Consider the following 18319-nt stretch of genomic DNA (forward strand, 5'->3'; position numbering starts at 1 on the left):
GTCGTACAAACAAGGCGGTCGCGCGCGTAGGTTCAGGTGTTACTGGCCCGAAACAAATGTAGGAGCGAGCTTCGCTCGCGATGCGCCGCGCGGGCGGCGCTCGATCTAACTGCATTCGAAAATCCCACGGCATACATCCAAATCCCACGGCGTACATCCAAATAGCAAAGTTGGAAGGCTTCTTGCAGAGCCACGCCCAGGCGCCCCCTGGGCGTCAAAGTTTTGCATCAAGAGGACTCGCGGTGGATCGCACTCAGTTAATCAGCAACGCCCGCCACAACCTGGCCGGTCTCGGCCGGGGCAACCTGGGCGTGCCGCTGTTGCTGCTGGTGATGTTGGCAATGATGATGTTGCCAATACCGCCGTTCTTGCTCGACGTGTTCTTCACCTTCAACATCGCCCTGTCGATCGTGGTACTGCTGGTCTGCGTGTACGCCCTGCGCCCGCTCGACTTCGCCGCATTCCCCACCATCCTGCTGGTGGCGACCTTGCTGCGCCTGGCGCTGAACGTGGCGTCCACCCGGGTGGTCATGCTCCACGGCCAGGAGGGCCATGGCGCCGCAGGCAAGGTGATCCAGGCCTTCGGTGAAGTGGTCATCGGCGGCAATTACGTGGTCGGTGCGGTGGTGTTCGCCATCCTCATGATCATCAACTTCGTGGTGGTCACCAAGGGCGCCGGGCGTATTTCCGAGGTGAGTGCACGCTTTACCCTCGATGCGATGCCGGGCAAACAGATGGCCATCGACGCCGACCTCAACGCCGGCCTGATCGACCAGGCCCAGGCCAAGGCGCGCCGTACCGAGGTGGCCCAGGAGGCCGAGTTCTACGGCTCGATGGACGGTGCCAGCAAGTTCGTGCGCGGCGATGCTATCGCCGGCCTGTTGATCCTGTTCATCAACCTCATCGGCGGCATGCTCATCGGCATGCTCCAGCATGGCATGCCGTTCAGCGAAGCCGGCAAGGTGTACGCCCTGCTGACCATCGGTGACGGTTTGGTGGCGCAATTGCCATCACTGCTGTTGTCCACCGCCGCGGCCATCATGGTCACCCGCGCCTCGGGCTCGGAAGACATGGGCAAGCTGATCAACCGGCAGATGTTCGATTCGCCCAAGGCGCTGGCGGTGTCCGGCGGCCTGATGATCGTCATGGGCCTGGTGCCGGGCATGCCGCACGTGGCCTTCCTCAGTCTCGGCCTGATGGCCTGCGGCGGCGCCTACCTGGTGTGGAAGAAACAGCAGCAGGTCAAGGCCAAGGCCCAGGCAGAGGTGCAGCGCCAGCAGGACCTGCTGCCCTCGCCGCAGCGTGCGCTGGAGACCAAGGAGCTGGGCTGGGACGACGTTACCCCGATCGACATGATCGGCCTGGAAGTGGGCTATCGGCTGATCCCGCTGGTCGACCGTAACCAAGGTGGCCAGTTGCTGGCGCGGATCAAGGGCGTGCGCAAGAAGCTGTCCCAGGACCTGGGCTTCCTCATGCCCACCGTGCACATTCGCGACAACCTCGACCTGCAGCCCAGTGCCTACCGCCTGACCTTGATGGGGGTGATTCTGGCCGAAGCGGAAATCTACCCGGACCGCGAGTTGGCGATCAATCCAGGCCAGGTATTTGGCACCCTCAACGGCATTGCCGCGCGCGACCCGGCGTTTGGCCTGGAGGCGGTGTGGATCGACGTTGGCCAGCGCTCCCAGGCGCAGTCGCTGGGCTACACCGTGGTGGACGCCAGTACCGTGGTGGCCACCCACCTCAACCAGATCCTGCAAAAGCACTGTCACGAGCTGATCGGCCACGAAGAGGTCCAGCAACTGCTGCAGGTGCTGGGCAAGGCTTCGCCTAAACTTGCAGAAGAGCTGGTGCCGGGTGTCATTTCCTTGTCGGGCTTGCTCAAGGTCTTGCAAGCGTTGTTGTCCGAGCAGGTGCCGGTGCGCGATATCCGCAGCATCGCCGAGGCTATCGCCAACAACGCCGGCAAGAGTCAAGATACCGCCGCGCTGGTCGCGGCGGTGCGCGTCGGATTGTGTCGCGCCATCGTGCAAAGCATTGTCGGCGTTGAGTCGGAGCTGCCGGTGATCACCCTGGAGCCAAGGTTGGAACAGATTTTGCTCAATAGTCTGCAAAGGGCCGGGCAGGGTCAGGAAGACGGTGTTCTTCTGGAGCCGAGCATGGCCGAAAAGCTGCAGCGTTCGCTGATTGACGCGGCCCAGCGCCAAGAGATGCAGGGCCAGCCGGCCATTCTTCTGGTCGCCGGCCCGATCCGCGCCATGCTGTCGCGCTTCGGTCGCCTGGCTGTACCGAATTTGCATGTTCTGGCGTATCAGGAAATACCTGACAACAAGCAAGTCACCATCGTTGCCACCGTGGGCCCTAACGGCTGAGGTAGTGGATAATGCAAGTTAAGCGATTTTTCGCCGCCGATATGCGTCAGGCCATGAAGCTGGTCCGGGATGAGCTTGGCTCCGATGCCGCCATCATCGGTAACCGCCGCATTGCCGGTGGTGTCGAATTGACGGCGGCGCTGGACTACAAGCTGTCCGCACTGGCCCCGCGCGTACCCAACGCCGAGCTTGAAGAAGAGCTGCGCAAGACCCACACGCGCATCGCCACGGCCCAGGCCGAACTGGACCAGCGCAGCGACAGCAGCGACAACAACCGCCAATTGTTCGCCGGGCAGTCGCTGACCGCCTCGGAACCGTTGATCGAGCCGCACGTGGATGCGCCGGCGCCTACCGCAGCGCCCACCCCGGCCCCGGTCGACCCACGGCTGTTCGATGCCATGCGCTCGGAGCTGTCGGGCCTGCGCGAGCTGCTGGAAGTGCAACTCGGCTCGCTGGCCTGGAGCCAGTTGCAAGGCAGCAAGCCCCAGCAGGCCAACCTCTGGCGCCGCCTGCAGCGCATCGGCCTGTCCGGCCCGATTGCCCGCGAGCTGCTCGAACTCACCACCGAGATCGAAGAGCCGCGCCAGGCCTGGCGCATGCTGCTGGCGCACCTGGCGCGGATGATCGAGATTCCCGAGGTCGAGCCGATCGAAGAGGGCGGTGTGATCGCCATGGTCGGCCCGGCCGGCATGGGCAAGACCACCACCCTGGCCAAGCTGGCTGCGCGTTACGTGCTCAAGTACGGCGCCCCGCAGCTGGCGCTGGTGAGCATGGACAGCTTCCGCATCGGTGCCCAGGAGCAGCTCAAGACCCTGGGGCGTATCCTCAACGTGCCGGTGACCTACGTCGACCCGGGCCAGTCGCTGGCCCAGGCGCTGGAGCCGCTGCTGCGCAAGCGCGTGGTGCTGATCGATACCGCCGGCCTGCAGGCCAGCGATCCGGCCCTGCGCATGCAGCTCGAAACCCTGGCGAGCCGGGGCATCGCCTCGAAGAACTACCTGGTGCTGGCAACCACCAGCCAGAAGCAGGTGCTGACCGCCGCCTACCACAGCTACAAGCGGTGTGGCCTGGCCGGTTGCATCCTGACCAAACTCGATGAAACGGCAAGCCTCGGCGATGTGCTGAGCCTTGCCATCAGTCATGAATTGCCGGTGGCCTACCTGACCGATGGGCCACGTATTCCTGACGATTTGCACTTGCCACGGGCGCACCAACTGGTAACGCGCGCGGTCAATGTGCAACAGCAGGATGAGCCCAGCGAAGAGGCCATGGCCGACATGTTCGCTGATCTCTACCACAACCCACGGCGAGCGGGTTGATGATGAAGCGTGTGCAAAGTAGCTATGCCAAGGGGCACGCAGAATTGCCTCACGTGTGGCCTGAGTCCCAGCGAGACAAGGTAAAGAACAGACATGGGTAGCATGCATCCCGTACAGGTGATCGCCGTGACCGGTGGCAAAGGTGGCGTCGGCAAAACTAACGTTTCAGTGAACCTGTCTCTGGCGCTGGCCGAGCTTGGCCGCAGGGTCATGTTGCTGGACGCCGACCTGGGCCTGGCCAATGTCGACGTATTGCTTGGGCTTACCCCCAAACGCACCCTGGCCGATGTCATCGAAGGGCGCTGCGAGCTGCGCGATGTGATGCTGCAGGGGCCGGGCGGTGTGCGCATCGTACCGGCGGCCTCCGGCACCCAGAGCATGGTGCACCTGGCGCCGGCCCAGCACGCCGGCCTGATCCAGGCTTTCAGCGATGTCGGCGACAACCTCGACGTGCTGGTGATCGACACCGCTGCAGGTATTGGTGACTCGGTGGTCAGCTTCGTTCGCGCGGCCCAGGAAGTGCTGCTGGTGGTCTGCGACGAGCCCACCTCGATCACCGACGCCTATGCGCTGATCAAGCTGCTCAACCGCGATTACGGCATGAACCGCTTCCGCGTGCTGGCCAACATGGCCCAGAGCCCGCAGGAAGGGCGCAACCTGTTCGCCAAGTTGACCAAGGTCACCGACCGCTTCCTCGACGTGGCCTTGCAGTATGTCGGCGCCGTGCCGTACGACGAGTGCGTGCGCAAGGCGGTGCAGAAGCAGCGCGCGGTGTACGAAGCGTTCCCGCGCTCCAAGTGCGCGCTGGCCTTCAAGGCCATTGCGCAGAAGGTCGACAGCTGGCCGTTGCCGGCCAACCCGCGCGGGCACCTGGAGTTCTTCGTCGAGCGTCTGGTGCAGCCCACCAGCGCAGGACCGGTGCTATGAGTGCGAGCGGCTTCAAGATGTACAGCAGGGCGTCGAAAGACGCCCAGTACGAGCTGATCGAACGCTACGCCCCGCTGGTCAAGCGCATTGCCTATCACCTGCTGGCGCGGCTGCCGGCCAACGTCCAGGTCGAAGACCTGATCCAGGCCGGCATGATCGGCCTGCTGGAAGTGGCCAACAAGTACGACGCCAGCAAGGGCGCCAGCTTCGAAACCTACGCCGGTATCCGCATCCGCGGCGCGATGCTCGATGAGGTCCGCAAAGGCGATTGGGCTCCGCGTTCGGTACACCGCAACACACGCATGGTCAGTGACGCAATGCGCGCTGTTGAAGCAAGAACCGGTCGCGACGCTAAAGATCACGAGGTTGCGGCCGAACTCCAATTGAGTCTCGACGATTACTACGGGATTTTGAACGATACCTTGGGCAGCCGGCTGTTCAGCTTCGACGACCTGTTGCAGGACGGCGAGCACGAAGGGCTGCACGAGGACGGCGCCAGTGGCCAGGTCGAGCCGTCGCGCGACCTTGAAGACGAGCGCTTCCAGGCTGCCCTGACCGATGCCATCGCCAACCTGCCAGAGCGCGAGCGGCTGGTGCTGGCGCTGTACTACGACGAAGAGCTGAACCTCAAGGAAATCGGTGAGGTGCTGGGGGTCAGCGAGTCGCGCGTAAGCCAGCTGCACAGCCAGTGCGCCGCACGTTTGCGCAGCCGTCTGGGTGAATGGCGGGCGCGCTGAGTGCCAACCGTTCGCCGTTGAAGACGCTGCAGCCGTTTCACGTTGTGCCGAATTGAATGAATGCGTGCTCGGGGGCCGAGCGCGTTTGAGACTGCTTGGAGGTCTAATTGGACAAGAACATGAAAATCCTCATCGTTGACGACTTTTCGACGATGCGGCGGATCATCAAGAACCTGCTACGTGATCTGGGCTTCACCAACACCGACGAAGCCGATGACGGCACCACGGCGTTGCCGATGCTGGAAAACGGCCACTACGACTTCCTAGTGACCGACTGGAACATGCCGGGCATGTCCGGTATCGACCTGCTGCGTAAAGTCCGCGCCAGCGAGAAGCTGAAAACCATGCCGGTACTGATGGTGACCGCCGAAGCCAAGCGTGACCAGATCATCGAAGCGGCCCAGGCCGGCGTCAATGGTTACGTGGTCAAGCCGTTCACCGCTCAGGTGCTCAAAGAAAAGATCGAGAAGATCTTCGAACGCGTCAACGGCTGAGTCACGTCAGGGGGCGCGCCATGGATTCATCACAAACGTCTTTGGGGGAGTTCGAAACGACCCTGAAGAAACATGCCCAGGAATTGGTCGAGAGCCTGGAGCGTGGTCGCTTCGGCGAGGCGGTGCAGCTGATTCATCAGCTGAACCAGACCCGCGACCGTGGCCTGTACCAGGAAGTCGGCAAGCTGACCCGAGAGCTGCACAGCGCCATCGTCAGCTTCCAGATCGACCCGAACATGCCGCAGGCCGAGGAAGTCTCGCAGATCACCGACGCCACCGAGCGCCTGTCCTATGTGGTCAAGCTGACCGAGGGTGCGGCCAACCGCACCATGGACCTGGTCGAGGAAAGCACGCCGGTGCTCAACGACCTGGCAGGTGAGGCCAAGGCCCTGAGCGTCGACTGGCAGCGCTTCATGCGCCGCGAAGTCGCTGCGCCAGAATTCCGTGACCTGGTCAAACGTGTCGACAGTTTCCTGACGCACAGCGCCGCAGGCAATCGCAAGGTTTCCGGCCATCTCAACGACATTCTGCTGGCTCAGGACTACCAAGACCTGACCGGCCAGGTGATCAAGCGGGTCACCGCGTTGGTCACCGAAGTGGAAAGCAACCTGCTCAAGCTCGTGCTGATGGCCAGTCAGGTCGACCGTTTTGCCGGCATCGAACATGACCACCAGCAGCTTCGCGCTGAAAAAGATCAAGAAAAACATCCGACTCGGGGTGAAGGTCCGCAGATTCATGCCGATAAGCGTGAAGACGTCGTGTCCGGTCAGGACGATGTCGATGATCTGCTGTCCAGTCTGGGTTTTTAAGGAGCACGTTTAATGAGCTTCGGCGCCGATGAAGAAATCCTTCAGGATTTCCTGGTAGAAGCCGGCGAAATTCTTGAGCAACTGTCCGAGCAATTGGTCGAGCTGGAAAGCCGACCGGATGATGCCGACCTGCTCAATGCCATTTTTCGCGGTTTCCACACTGTAAAAGGGGGCGCCGGCTTCCTCCAGCTCAACGAGCTGGTGGAGTGCTGCCATATCGCCGAGAACGTGTTCGACATCCTGCGCAAAGGTGAGCGCCGGGTCGACGCCGAGTTGATGGACGTGGTGCTCGAAGCGCTGGACACGGTCAACAACATGTTTGGCCAGGTCCGCGAGCGCAGCGAAGTCATCCCGGCCACCCCGGAGCTGCTGGCCGCGTTGTCGCGCCTGGCCGAGCCTGCCGCTGCTGACGAAGTCGCCGCTGCCGAGCCTGCGGCCGCTGAACCGCTGGCCGCAGCGCCTGCCGAAGAGCCGGACATCACCGACAGCGAATTCGAGCAGTTGCTCGACTCGCTTGACGCGGTCAAGGCTCAGGCCGCTGCCGATGAGCAGCTGCAAGGCGAGAGCGTCAGCGGCGCCAGTGACGAGATCACCGACGCCGAGTTCGAATCGCTGCTCGACCAGTTGCATGGCAAAGGCCAGTTCAGCGCCGAAGTCGTCGCTGAGCCGGTGGCCAGCGCCCCCGTGCCGGTCAGCGATGAAATCACCGATGAAGAATTCGAGTCGCTGCTCGATCAGCTGCATGGCAAGGGCACCTTCCAGGCCGATGCCTTGCCCGCCGCCGCTGCAGTTGCGCCCGTGAGCACTGCACCGGCCGCCACGGCCAGTGACGCTATCAGCGAGCACGAATTCGAAGCCTTGCTCGACCAGTTGCACGGCAAGGGCAAGTTCTCTGGCGACGCCGTCGCGGTCGAAGCAACTGTCGCTGCCAAGGTCGAAAGCAAGCCAGTGGCCAAGCCCGCACCGGCGCCTGTCAGCAAGCCTGCGCCTGCACCACGGGCGCCGGCCCCTGCGGCAGAAAAGCATGCCGTCAGCGAGGCAGAAACCACCGTGCGCGTCGACACCGCGCGCCTGGACGAGATCATGAACATGGTCGGCGAACTGGTGCTGGTGCGTAACCGCCTGGTGCGCCTGGGCCTGAACAGCGGCGACGAGGCCATGTCCAAGGCCGTGTCGAACCTCGACGTGGTCACCGCCGACCTGCAGACCGCAGTCATGAAGACCCGCATGCAGCCGATCAAGAAAGTCTTCGGCCGCTTCCCGCGCCTGGTTCGCGACCTGGCCCGCCAGCTCAAGAAAGAGATCAACCTGGAGCTGGTCGGTGAAGAGACCGACCTCGACAAGAACCTCGTCGAGGCCCTGGCCGACCCGTTGGTGCACTTGGTGCGCAATGCGGTCGACCATGGCGTGGAAATGCCCGACGAGCGTGAAGCGTCCGGCAAAGCGCGGACCGGCCGGGTGGTGTTGTCGGCCGAGCAGGAAGGCGACCATATCCTGCTGTCGATCTCCGATGACGGCAAGGGCATGGACCCCAACATCTTGCGCGCCAAGGCGGTGGAGAAGGGCCTGATGGACAAGGACGCCGCCGAGCGTCTGAGCGAGTCGGACTGCTACAACCTGATCTTCGCCCCGGGCTTCTCGACCAAGACCGAGATCTCCGACGTGTCCGGCCGTGGTGTCGGCATGGACGTGGTGAAGACCAAGATTTCCCAGCTCAATGGCTCGATCAACATCTACTCGGCCAAGGGCCAGGGCTCGAAGATCGTCATCAAGGTGCCGCTGACCCTGGCGATCATGCCGACCCTGATGGTGATGCTGGCCAACCAGGCCTTCGCCTTCCCGCTGGTCAACGTCAACGAGATCTTCCACCTCGACCTGTCGCGCACCAATGTGGTCGATGGCCAGGAAGTGGTGATCGTGCGCGACAAGGCGCTGCCGCTGTTCTACCTCAAGCGCTGGCTGGTGCAGGGCCAGGTGCACGAAGAGCAGCATGAGGGCCACGTGGTGATCCTCTCGGTCGGTACCCAACGCATTGGCTTTGTCGTCGATCAACTGGTGGGCCAGGAAGAAGTGGTAATCAAGCCGCTGGGCAAGATGCTGCAGGGCACGCCGGGCATGTCCGGGGCCACTATCACCGGCGACGGTCGCATCGCGTTGATCCTCGACGTCCCGAGCATGCTCAAGCGTTACGCCGCGCGGCGTATTTGATTTCGGTGGCGCACCCTGGCGGGTTGCGCCGCCTAATGGAGTGTTTATGGCAGTCAAGGTCCTGGTGGTGGATGATTCCGGTTTCTTCCGCCGCCGCGTCTCGGAAATCCTCTCGGCGGACCCGACGATCCAGGTAGTGGGTACCGCGACCAATGGCAAGGAAGCAATCGACCAGGCGCTGGCGCTCAAGCCCGATGTCATCACCATGGACTACGAGATGCCCATGATGGACGGCATCACGGCGGTGCGGCACATCATGCAGCGCTGCCCGACGCCGGTACTGATGTTCTCTTCGCTGACCCACGAAGGCGCCCGGGTGACCCTGGACGCACTGGATGCCGGTGCGGTGGATTACCTGCCGAAGAACTTCGAGGACATCTCGCGCAACCCGGAGAAGGTCAAGCAACTGCTGTGCGAGAAGGTGCACACCCTGTCGCGCAGCAACCGCCGTTTCGGCAGCTACAGCCCCGCGCCAGCCGCCGCACCGGCCGCCAGCAGCGCTGCGCCAACCAGCAGCTTCGCCAGCCCCGCACCGGTGCGCACTGCCGCGCCGGTGCGTGCGGCGGCAGCGCCAGCGGCACATGCCCCGGCACCCAAGCGCAAACCCTACAAGCTGGTGGCCATCGGTACCTCCACGGGCGGCCCGGTGGCGCTGCAGCGGGTACTGACGCAACTGCCTGGCAACTTCCCGGCGCCCATCGTGCTGATCCAGCACATGCCGGCGGCCTTCACCAAGGCCTTTGCCGAGCGCCTGGACAAGCTGTGCAAGATCAGCGTGAAGGAAGCCGAGGACGGTGACGTGCTGCGCCCAGGCCTGGCGCTGCTGGCCCCAGGTGGCAAGCAGATGATGATCGATGGCCGCGGCACGGTGAAGATCCTGCCCGGCGACGAGCGCCTGAACTACAAACCGTGCGTGGACATCACCTTCGGCTCGGCGGCCAAGTCGTACGGCGACAAGGTGCTGTCGGTGGTGCTGACCGGCATGGGCGCCGATGGCCGTGAAGGCGCGCGCCTGCTCAAGCAGGGTGGCAGTACCGTGTGGGCCCAGGATGAAGCCAGCTGCGTGATCTATGGCATGCCCATGGCCATCGTCAAGGCCAACCTGGCCGACGCGGTGTACAGCCTGGACGAAATCGGCAAGCACCTGGTCGAGGCCTGCGTCTGATGGACGTGCTAAGCCTGATTGGCCTGATCCTGGCGTTCGTCGCGATTGTCGGCGGCAACTTCCTCGAAGGCGGGCATGTCGGCGCGCTGCTCAACGGCCCGGCGGGCTTGATCGTGTTGGGCGGTACCTTGGCGGCGGCCTTGCTGCAGTCGCCATTGCCGGCTTTCAAACGGGCCTTGCAGATCCTGCGCTGGATCCTCTTTCCACCGCGCGTCGACCTGGCCGGTGGTATCGACCGGGTGGTCAACTGGAGCCTGACGGCGCGCAAGGAAGGCCTGCTGGGCCTGGAAGGGGTGGCCGATGCCGAACCTGACCCGTATGCGCGCAAGGGCCTGCAGCTGTTGGTCGACGGCGCCGAGCCCGAAGCCATCCGCAGCATCCTTGAAGTCGACTTCCTGACCCAGGAGGGCCGTGACATCCAGGCTGCCAAGGTGTTCGAGAGCATGGGCGGCTATGCGCCAACCATCGGTATCATCGGTGCGGTCATGGGCCTGATCCACGTCATGGGCAACCTGGCCGACCCGTCGCAGCTGGGTAACGGCATCGCCGTGGCGTTCGTCGCCACCATCTACGGTGTGGCCAGCGCCAACCTGATCCTGTTGCCGATTGCCAACAAGCTCAAGGCCATCGTCATGCGCCAGTCGCGCTACCGCGAGATGCTGCTCGAAGGCCTGTTGTCGATTGCCGAGGGTGAGAATCCGCGCTCGATCGAACTGAAGCTGCAAGGCTTCATGGAGTAACCCATGCGTCGCCGTCGTCATACCGAGGAACACGAGAATCACGAACGCTGGCTGGTGTCGTACGCCGACTTCATTACCTTGCTGTTCGCGTTTTTCGTGGTCATGTACTCGATTTCCTCGATCAACGAGGGCAAGTACAAGGTCATCTCGCAGGCCTTGATCGGGGTGTTCAACGACCCTGAACGGAGCATGAAACCAATCCCGATCGGGGATGAGCAACCCCTGAGCGTGCGCCCGGCCGAGCCCTTGGTGAGGGAAAGCGAGCAGACCGAGGCGGGCCTTGCGCAAACCAATGTCGACCCGCTGAAGACCATCAGTGACGATGTGCGCGACGCCTTTGGCGACCTGATCAAGACCGACCAGATGACCGTGCGCGGCAATGAGCTGTGGATCGAAATCGAGCTCAACTCCTCGCTGCTGTTCGGCAGCGGCGATGCCATGCCCAGCGACAAGGCGTTCGCGATCATCGAGAAGGTGGCTAACATTCTCGAGCCGTTCGCCAACCCGGTGCATGTCGAAGGCTTTACCGACAACCTGCCGATTCGCACCGCGCAGTACCCGACCAACTGGGAGTTGTCCTCGGCACGGGCGGCCAGCATCGTCCGCTTGCTGGCCATGGAAGGGGTGAACCCGGCGCGCATGGCATCGGTGGGCTATGGCGAGTACCAGCCCGTCGCCAGCAACGACAGCGCCGAAGGCCGTGCCCGCAACCGCCGCGTGGTACTGGTGATTTCCCGTAACCTCGAAGTGCGCCGCAGCCTGACCGGCTCTGGCAGCGCCAATGCCACGCCCGATGCTGCGTTGCGCCGGGCTGGCACACAAAGTGCACCGGCTACGCCAGCAATGGCGGCGGGGCAGTAACTCGTCAATTCTCCGTCACCGAATACCATACCGTTCCCGGCAGGGCAGGCGGCCACACCGGGAGGAAGCAACGAACGATGAGAGTCTGGGCAGTAGCCAATCAAAAAGGTGGTGTCGGCAAGACCACCACGACCATCGCCCTGGCTGGGCTGCTGGCTGAGGCGGGCAAGCGCGTGGTCGTCGTCGACCTCGACCCGCACGGTTCGATGACCAGTTACTTCGGGCACAACCCCGATGCGCTGGAGCACAGCTGCTATGACCTGTTCCTGCACCAGGGCAGCGTGCCCGAGGGTTTGCCTGGGCAGCTGCTGCTGCCGACCAGCGATGAGCGTATCTCGCTGCTGCCTTCGAGCACCGCGCTGGCGGTGCTGGAGCGCCAGTCGCCGGGCAAGAACGGCCTGGGCCTGGTGATCGCCAAGAGTCTGGCGCAGTTGTGGCAGGACTTCGACTTCGCCTTGATCGACAGCCCGCCCTTGCTGGGCGTGCTGATGGTCAATGCCCTGGCCGCGAGCCAGCAGCTGGTGATCCCGGTACAGACCGAGTTCCTGGCGGTGAAGGGCCTGGAGCGCATGGTCGGGACCTTGGCCATGGTCAACCGTTCGCGTAAACAGGCCTTGCCTTACCAGATCGTGCCGACCCTGTTCGACCGCCGTACCCAGGCTTCCCTGGGCACGCTCAAACTGTTGCGCGACACCTATGAGCAGAATGTCTGGCAGGGTTACATCCCGGTCGATACCCGCTTGCGCGATGCCAGCCGCAAGGGCGTCACGCCGTCGCAGTTCGATGGCAAGAGCCGTGGCCTGATTGCCTACCGGGCGCTGCTCAAGCACTTGCTCACTTACAAAAACGCAGTGCAGGTGGCCTGATGACCCAGACCCGGCAAACCGGCACGCGGCCGCAGATGGCCCTGCAATCCTACCTCGATGGCCTGTTGCAGGAGGCCACCGAGGCCGACGAGCTGATCGAGCCGCCGGCAGACGTCGCCGATGCGGTGCGCGAGGAACAGGCACCTGAAGCACGCCAGCCCGCCCAGCCCGCCGCTGTCGCGCCGCGGCCCTTTGCCGAGCCGCGGCTGAAGGTGTTGCCCAGCGTGCTGCCGGTGGAAGAACCGGTGGTCACGGTAGTCGAGAGCGAAGTGCTGGCCGAGGCCAGCATCCCGGTCCTGACCGAAGAACAGACCGTGGAACCGGCAGTGCCGTTGGTGGATGTGCACCTGCCCGCGCCGAACCTGCCGGTGCCCCCGGCAAGTATCGACGGCCGCCCGGCCTGGGCTGCGGAGCCGTTCGAGTGCCTGCTGTTCGATGTCGCCGGCTTGACCCTGGCGGTGCCCTTGGTATGCCTGGGCTCGATCTACAACCTGGCCGGCCAGGAACTGACGCCGCTGTTCGGCCAACCTGACTGGTTTCTCGGCATCCTGACCTGCCAGGCCGGCAACCTCAAAGTCCTCGACACCGCGCGCTGGGTGATGCCCGACCGCTACCGTGACGACTTCCGCCAGGGCCTGCAGTATGTGATTTCCGTGCAGGGCTACGAATGGGGGCTGGCCGTGCACCAGGTCAGCCGCTCGTTGCGCCTGGACCCGTCCGAGATCAAGTGGCGCAGCCAGCGTGGCCAACGCCCGTGGCTGGCCGGCACGGTGATCGAACACATGTGTGCCCTGCTCGACGTCGCCGAACTGGCCGAGCTGATCGCCAGTGGCGCGGTCAAGCAGATGCACGCCAAACACAAATGACACCGCACACACCGCCTATGGCGGACTTTAAGGGGTAGGGGAATGAAAAAGTCGTCTGCACAAGGTTCCGAAGATCCGATTCTGCAGTGGGTAACCTTCCGTCTGGACAATGAATCCTACGGGATCAATGTCATGCAGGTGCAGGAAGTGCTGCGCTACACCGAGATCGCCCCGGTACCGGGCGCACCGAGCTACGTGCTGGGCATCATCAACCTGCGCGGCAACGTGGTGACGGTGATCGACACCCGTCAGCGTTTTGGCCTGATGCCGACCGAGGTGACCGACAACACCCGTATCGTCATCATCGAGGCGGACAAGCAAGTGGTCGGCATCCTGGTCGACAGCGTCGCCGAGGTAGTCTACCTGCGTCAGTCCGAGATCGAGACGGCGCCGAACGTGGGTAACGAAGAGTCGGCCAAGTTCATCCAGGGCGTGTGCAACAAGAACGGCGAACTGCTGATCCTGGTCGAGCTGGACAAGATGATGACCGAGGAAGAGTGGTCCGAGCTTGAGAACATCTGAGTTGATCTTCGAGGTTGCTGTCATCTTCCTGGCGCTGCTGTGGGCGCTGAGCTTGTGGATGTTCCTCAACCACAGCAAGCGCCAGCGCGAGCTGGCCGCGCAACAGGCCGAGGGCGATGCCCTGCGCGATCAACGCATCAAAGACCTGAGCAAGCGCCTGGACGACTACCAGAATGGTACGGTGCGCATGGGGGAGGCCATCCATGACCTGCGCGAAACCTTGGCCACCCTGCCTGACCGGCTGGAGCGGCTGGAACAGCGCGACCCCAGCAGCGTCACCTTCAGCCAGGCGGCCAAGCTGGTCGGCATGGGCGCGAGCGTGTCGGAACTGACCGAAACCTGCGGCCTGACCCGGGCCGAGGCGGAGTTGATGAGCAAGCTGCACCGCAGCGAGTGATGCAGCGCTTCACCGCCTTGCTCAAGGGAGGTTCACGGGGCTAGCCAGCTATGGGCGTGACCCATTTTGGCTATCTGGTCCAGCGGTATCTGGTCACGGATGACCCGATGCAAGTTACTCAACTCAAGGGTCGCATGCAGGTCGTACAGCGGCGACACCAGCAGGGTGCAGAGTTCGCGCAGTTGCTTGAGCCAGGGCAGGCGCTCGTCGATCACATGGTTGAGCACACCTGGGCCTGTCAACAGGTTGAGCCGCCGCGCGTAGGCCTGAAAGGGCAGCGGCGCCTGGCGTGGGTCTGGGCGGCTGTTGTAGAAGTCGGGTTCCAGCTGATAGCGGCGCACGATTTCGTCCGATATCGCATCCAGTGTTGGGTTGCCTGGGTGGCTACCAATGATGCTGCTGTTGAACTGGATGTACATGCCCAATGGGTCATTGGAAACCGGCGGTGACAACAACAGCCCATCCGTGGTGGTCTGCAATTCCAGCCTGGCCAGCGGCGCTGTATCCGCCACGCTGCTGGCGGCCAGCAGGCGGTCATCGGCATCCAGATACAGGCCGCCGTAGTGTTCGAGCAGTCGGTAGCGCAGGATGTCGCAGGCCGAAGCAAAGTTGCTCCCCTGGCCATGATTGCCCTCGATCGCGGCGCGGTACTGCGGGAAATAGGGCGACTGGCTGAAATCCTGGTAAAACCCTTGGTCTTCGAGCGGCATGAGCATGGCATTTTCGGCTCGTGCGCGCAGCGTTCCAAGATTCTGCAGGTAGGCCACTTCGTTCTGTCGCGACAACAGGATCCGGAATTGATAATCGCTGTTGCCTATCACCTGCGCGTTATGCACCAGCGCCTCGAGGAATTCGCCTTGCAGGACCTTGTCACCCAGCCAGACACTAGTGACTACCTTGGGAATCGCCGAACGCTGTAGTGCAGCGTAAGGTTCGTAGTCGATCGGCAGCTCAAGATCGATACCCAAGGTGCGCAGCGTCGCCATTCGTTGGGGGTGGGTGGCCCTGCGCGGCTGCAGGGAGCGCACCAGGGCAGCGTCACCTTCGGCGGCGCGCACCCACCGGGGTGGGCTGACCATTTGCGTATCCCGCGTGCGGATGAAACTGTCGCTGACGAACTCATATTCGACCCATTCATTGACGATGCCCCGTGGCGTATCAAGCCTGGCGATGAAATGGTGTTGCAGCTTTTCGTCGACCGTGGTCACCACCGCGGCGTCCGGCGTCGGCGAGATGACGGCTTGCTCGCGGAAGGCCAGTTCGGCTGGCTCCAGCTCCAGGCTCTCCAGCACGGGCGTCACGCCCTGGCGGTCGTTGAGCAAGTTGACCAAGCGTTCGGGGCGCAAGAAACCGGGGCGGGTAGAGCGGAACAGCTCGGCGAATCTGACGACCCCATCCCCCCCGACGGGCACTGCGTTCAACAGGCCGTACGTTTGATCCGCCACGCCTTGCGCCTTTGCCTCCAGGGTCTTGCCATGCAGGGTGGCATCCAGGCCAAGGCCAAATTGTGTGAGGCCGCCAACCACCAACAGCGGCGTCAGCTCGGGGAGCACCACCACCAGGGGCAGTAGCAAGTGGGTGGCAAGGGTGAGGTAGCTGGCCCACCTGGCCTTGTCGATGGCATTGTTGCTGGTGATCTGGTTGTCGGCATCGGTGTAGGAGCGGCGCATCTGCATCAGCGTCAGGTACTCGAACAGCTCGCCTGTGATGGTGCTGTCGTATTTGTCCGGACGATAACTGATGACGTGTTGCGGATCCCAGAAGCCGCTGGTGGCAAAACCTGGATGATCATTGCTCAGGCGGTGCGCCTTGGGGTACAGCCCAAGGCCCTGCAGTGCGGTGCGCAGGCCGCTGAATTCGAGGCCGTCGGGCCAGTCGGTACGGGCAAAACAGGCCATCAGCGCATCGCGCGTAGGGGGGCTTTGGCATTGCCTGGCCAGCCAGCTCTTCATCGTCTGCTGGTCGGCGAATTCGTGCAGCGGCGATGCATTGCCTGGGATGTACAGTACGACCAACGGCAGGCTTGTGTGTTGGAGCTGCACGATGCTGGTGGAGAGATAACCATAGATATTGAGCATGCTAGCGTGGTGGTTCTTTTCTGCCAGCAGCCCTGCTGCTTCCCATATCAGCTTGCGTGCTGCGCTGGACAGGCTGTTGTCCAGCACTTGCTTGTTGCAGGCGGCGATGAAGGCAATCTTGATGGCCCGTCGATATTGCTCCTTACGTTTGGCCCAGAAGTCATCCAGGCAGGTTTTGTAACTGTTGTGAAAATGCAGGCTCCACAGGTAACTCTGGAATGCTTCGGCACGGATCGGCAGGCGGTTGTCCGGTGCGTAGCGGCTGGGCTCCATGCGTCGGTACAGGCCGTTGAAAACAAGATAGGGCGAGGCATTGGAGAAAATGCTCAGCGGTGCCAGACGCTTGACCAAGGACACTTGCCCGGCGGGCTCGAGCCCAGCCCAGTCGTCGTAATGAAAGCCGCCATAGCCAGTCGCGGGTTCGCCTTGCCAGTTGGCCAGCAATGCTTCGACCAGGTTCATTCTTTGGCTAATCACCGCAGGGTTGGCAAGGGTCTCGTCGCCCTCGGTAAGAGGCGCGGCCTGGTAGTGAAGGGTCACCACGTCGATCAGTAGCGGCGAATCCGTGATGTCGCGTTGGCCCAGCCAGGTGGTCAGCAGCTCCATGGCCAGGGTGTCGGGGCGAGGGAAGTCCTGCAGTGCCTGGCGTACCATGCCGAGGTTGCAAGGAGGGATGGCGTGCATGCGGTGCTCCTGGGGTAGATGAGAAGCGCAGGATGACCAAGGGTTGTTCATGCAGGTGTTAGATAGTGCTGCGCCAGACGCCGTGAGGCAGGCGCACCGCTTACGGATAACCTGCCCGGTGCTCCTGGCGCATGGCATTCAGGTGGTGTACCAGGAGTGAGTAGCACCGACCTTGGCGAAGCGGTTCAATGGCGTCATTTTGAGCAGGTCTTGGTAAGCGCCGTCCACGTCGACGAATTGCGCCAGTTTCAGCTTTGGCAGATTGGCAAGGTTTAGCAGCTGCCGCAGTTGGTACAACTCGGGCAGTCGACTGTCGATCACATCGGTCAGCAGCCTTGGCCCCGTCAGGTAGCTCAGCCGTTTGCAGTAGCGGTCGAACGCGGCAGGGTCCTGCTTGAAGTTGGGTTTGCTCCAGTAGAAATCGTTGTTTTCCAGGTACCGTTGGTGCATCAATTCGGAGATGGCGTCGAGTGTCGGGTTACCCGGATGGCTGCCAATCATGCTGTTGTTGAAGTCGCAGCGCATGCCCAGTTGCTCATTGGCCATGGGCGGCTGCAGCACCAGCCCTTGGGGGGTAGCAGCCAGTTCAACCTCGCTGATCGGTTCACCGGGCGGGCCCGTGGGCGTGCCATCAGCCCTCATGGGTGGGGTGCCGGGGGCCAGCAGTACATCATCGATATCCATGTAGAAACCGCCTTCATGGTGCAGCAGCCGATAGCGCAGCACGTCGGAAGCAGACGCATAGTTGCGGCCCACCCCGCCATTACCTTGCAGCGCGTCCTCGTATTGACGGAAAGATTTGCTCTCGCGGAATGTGGCGAAAAAAGGCTGTTCCTCCAATGGCAGCACCTGCAAGCCAGGCACTTGTTCAGTCAGCCGGGCCAGGTTCTCGGTGTAGACCTGGGGCTCGCTGTTGGAAAGGTACAGCCGAAATTCGAAACCGGTGCCAGCCAGGTGCTGCGCGTTGTGGTCCAGATTGGCGATGAGGTCGGCGTTGATGTGCTGGTCTCCCACCCAGATGCAGGCAATCTTTTTCGGTAGCGGGGCCAAGGATTCAGGGGGTAACGAAGACAGCTCGAACGGTAACTTCAGGTCTACCCCCAGTGCACGCAGGCTGTTCATGCGCATGGTGTCGGTAACGTGCCGTGTGCGGGGGTCGATCTGGACCAGGTCCCTGCTGCCCGTGCGGGCAATGAAGTAGTCCGGATCGACCTCGTTGATGTCGCCCACAAGAATGAACGCATCGTGCTCCATGTCGTAGAGCACGTCGGCGT

At 62.8% G+C, this 18319-nt stretch carries 16 protein-coding genes; 14 read left to right on the forward strand and 2 right to left on the reverse strand.

The window, feature by feature from the left end; all coding sequences use genetic code 11:
* The first annotated feature begins 242 nt into the window (after positions 1-242).
* From flhA to NP534_RS18295, 14 genes are all read left to right on the forward strand, one after another.
* Positions 243-2372: a flagellar biosynthesis protein FlhA gene (gene flhA, locus NP534_RS18230; protein WP_033699451.1), complete on the forward strand. Its 2130-nt coding sequence runs from the start codon at positions 243-245 to the stop codon at positions 2370-2372.
* Between the two features lie 11 nt (positions 2373-2383).
* Positions 2384-3691 (forward strand): flagellar biosynthesis protein FlhF, encoded by a 1308-nt coding sequence (gene flhF / locus NP534_RS18235; RefSeq protein WP_274099622.1) that lies wholly within the window; start codon positions 2384-2386, stop codon positions 3689-3691.
* Between the two features lie 93 nt (positions 3692-3784).
* Positions 3785-4618: a flagellar synthesis regulator FleN gene (gene fleN / locus NP534_RS18240; RefSeq protein ID WP_027593013.1), complete on the forward strand. Its 834-nt coding sequence runs from the start codon at positions 3785-3787 to the stop codon at positions 4616-4618.
* Positions 4615-5355 (forward strand): RNA polymerase sigma factor FliA, encoded by a 741-nt coding sequence (gene fliA, locus NP534_RS18245; protein WP_033699449.1) that lies wholly within the window; start codon positions 4615-4617, stop codon positions 5353-5355. Before fleN ends, fliA begins: the two co-directional genes overlap by 4 nt.
* A gap of 119 nt (positions 5356-5474) precedes the next feature.
* On the forward strand, positions 5475-5849 hold the full coding sequence (locus NP534_RS18250; protein WP_077068541.1) for a chemotaxis response regulator CheY: 375 nt from the start codon (positions 5475-5477) through the stop codon (positions 5847-5849).
* 20 nt (positions 5850-5869) lie between these two features.
* Positions 5870-6658 carry a protein phosphatase CheZ gene (locus NP534_RS18255; RefSeq protein WP_274099623.1) on the forward strand — a complete coding sequence of 263 codons (789 nt, stop codon included), beginning with the start codon at positions 5870-5872 and terminating at the stop codon, positions 6656-6658.
* Between the two features lie 12 nt (positions 6659-6670).
* Positions 6671-8866: a chemotaxis protein CheA gene (locus tag NP534_RS18260; RefSeq protein ID WP_274099624.1), complete on the forward strand. Its 2196-nt coding sequence runs from the start codon at positions 6671-6673 to the stop codon at positions 8864-8866.
* A 46-nt stretch (positions 8867-8912) separates the two neighbouring features.
* The gene (locus tag NP534_RS18265; protein WP_274099625.1) at positions 8913-10031 is read left to right on the forward strand and encodes a protein-glutamate methylesterase/protein-glutamine glutaminase; all 1119 of its coding nucleotides are present in this window, start codon (positions 8913-8915) and stop codon (positions 10029-10031) included.
* Positions 10031-10771: a flagellar motor protein gene (locus NP534_RS18270; RefSeq protein WP_274099626.1), complete on the forward strand. Its 741-nt coding sequence runs from the start codon at positions 10031-10033 to the stop codon at positions 10769-10771. Before NP534_RS18265 ends, NP534_RS18270 begins: the two co-directional genes overlap by 1 nt.
* Before the next feature lie 3 nt (positions 10772-10774).
* Positions 10775-11632 carry a flagellar motor protein MotD gene (motD, locus tag NP534_RS18275; protein ID WP_274099627.1) on the forward strand — a complete coding sequence of 286 codons (858 nt, stop codon included), beginning with the start codon at positions 10775-10777 and terminating at the stop codon, positions 11630-11632.
* 77 nt (positions 11633-11709) lie between these two features.
* Positions 11710-12498: a ParA family protein gene (locus tag NP534_RS18280; RefSeq protein WP_033699440.1), complete on the forward strand. Its 789-nt coding sequence runs from the start codon at positions 11710-11712 to the stop codon at positions 12496-12498.
* Positions 12498-13364 (forward strand): CheW domain-containing protein, encoded by an 867-nt coding sequence (locus NP534_RS18285; RefSeq protein WP_274099628.1) that lies wholly within the window; start codon positions 12498-12500, stop codon positions 13362-13364. Before NP534_RS18280 ends, NP534_RS18285 begins: the two co-directional genes overlap by 1 nt.
* Positions 13365-13406: 42 nt before the next feature.
* Complete coding sequence (locus NP534_RS18290) at positions 13407-13886, forward strand: chemotaxis protein CheW (protein WP_003254393.1); 480 nt, start codon at positions 13407-13409, stop codon at positions 13884-13886.
* Between the two features lies 1 nt (position 13887).
* Positions 13888-14283 (forward strand): DUF2802 domain-containing protein, encoded by a 396-nt coding sequence (locus NP534_RS18295; protein WP_033699438.1) that lies wholly within the window; start codon positions 13888-13890, stop codon positions 14281-14283.
* Positions 14284-14315: 32 nt separating this feature from the next.
* On the opposite strand, the gene NP534_RS18300 is transcribed toward NP534_RS18295, so the two are convergent.
* Positions 14316-17045, reverse strand: a complete 2730-nt coding sequence (locus NP534_RS18300) for a dermonecrotic toxin domain-containing protein (RefSeq protein ID WP_274099629.1) — start codon at positions 17043-17045, stop codon at positions 14316-14318.
* Positions 17046-17183: 138 nt separating this feature from the next.
* Positions 17184-18319, reverse strand: a 1136-nt coding sequence (locus NP534_RS18305) for a glycosyltransferase (RefSeq protein WP_274099630.1), incomplete at its 5' end; no start/stop codon positions are given.

The sequence above is a fragment of the Pseudomonas sp. 39004 genome, assembly GCF_028682155.1.
GTDB classification, from domain to species: domain Bacteria; phylum Pseudomonadota; class Gammaproteobacteria; order Pseudomonadales; family Pseudomonadaceae; genus Aquipseudomonas; species Aquipseudomonas capeferrum.

Coding starts and splice junctions, on each gene's coding strand:
- flhF (WP_274099622.1), top strand. CDS start 2,384: ATGCAAGTTAAGCGATTTTTCGCCGCCGATATGCGTCAGGCCATGAAG.
- fleN (WP_027593013.1), top strand. CDS start 3,785: ATGGGTAGCATGCATCCCGTACAGGTGATCGCCGTGACCGGTGGCAAA.
- fliA (WP_033699449.1), top strand. CDS start 4,615: ATGAGTGCGAGCGGCTTCAAGATGTACAGCAGGGCGTCGAAAGACGCC.
- NP534_RS18250 (WP_077068541.1), top strand. CDS start 5,475: ATGAAAATCCTCATCGTTGACGACTTTTCGACGATGCGGCGGATCATC.
- NP534_RS18255 (WP_274099623.1), top strand. CDS start 5,870: ATGGATTCATCACAAACGTCTTTGGGGGAGTTCGAAACGACCCTGAAG.
- NP534_RS18260 (WP_274099624.1), top strand. CDS start 6,671: ATGAGCTTCGGCGCCGATGAAGAAATCCTTCAGGATTTCCTGGTAGAA.
- NP534_RS18265 (WP_274099625.1), top strand. CDS start 8,913: ATGGCAGTCAAGGTCCTGGTGGTGGATGATTCCGGTTTCTTCCGCCGC.
- NP534_RS18270 (WP_274099626.1), top strand. CDS start 10,031: ATGGACGTGCTAAGCCTGATTGGCCTGATCCTGGCGTTCGTCGCGATT.
- motD (WP_274099627.1), top strand. CDS start 10,775: ATGCGTCGCCGTCGTCATACCGAGGAACACGAGAATCACGAACGCTGG.
- NP534_RS18280 (WP_033699440.1), top strand. CDS start 11,710: ATGAGAGTCTGGGCAGTAGCCAATCAAAAAGGTGGTGTCGGCAAGACC.
- NP534_RS18285 (WP_274099628.1), top strand. CDS start 12,498: ATGACCCAGACCCGGCAAACCGGCACGCGGCCGCAGATGGCCCTGCAA.
- NP534_RS18290 (WP_003254393.1), top strand. CDS start 13,407: ATGAAAAAGTCGTCTGCACAAGGTTCCGAAGATCCGATTCTGCAGTGG.
- NP534_RS18300 (WP_274099629.1), bottom strand. CDS start 17,045: ATGCACGCCATCCCTCCTTGCAACCTCGGCATGGTACGCCAGGCACTG.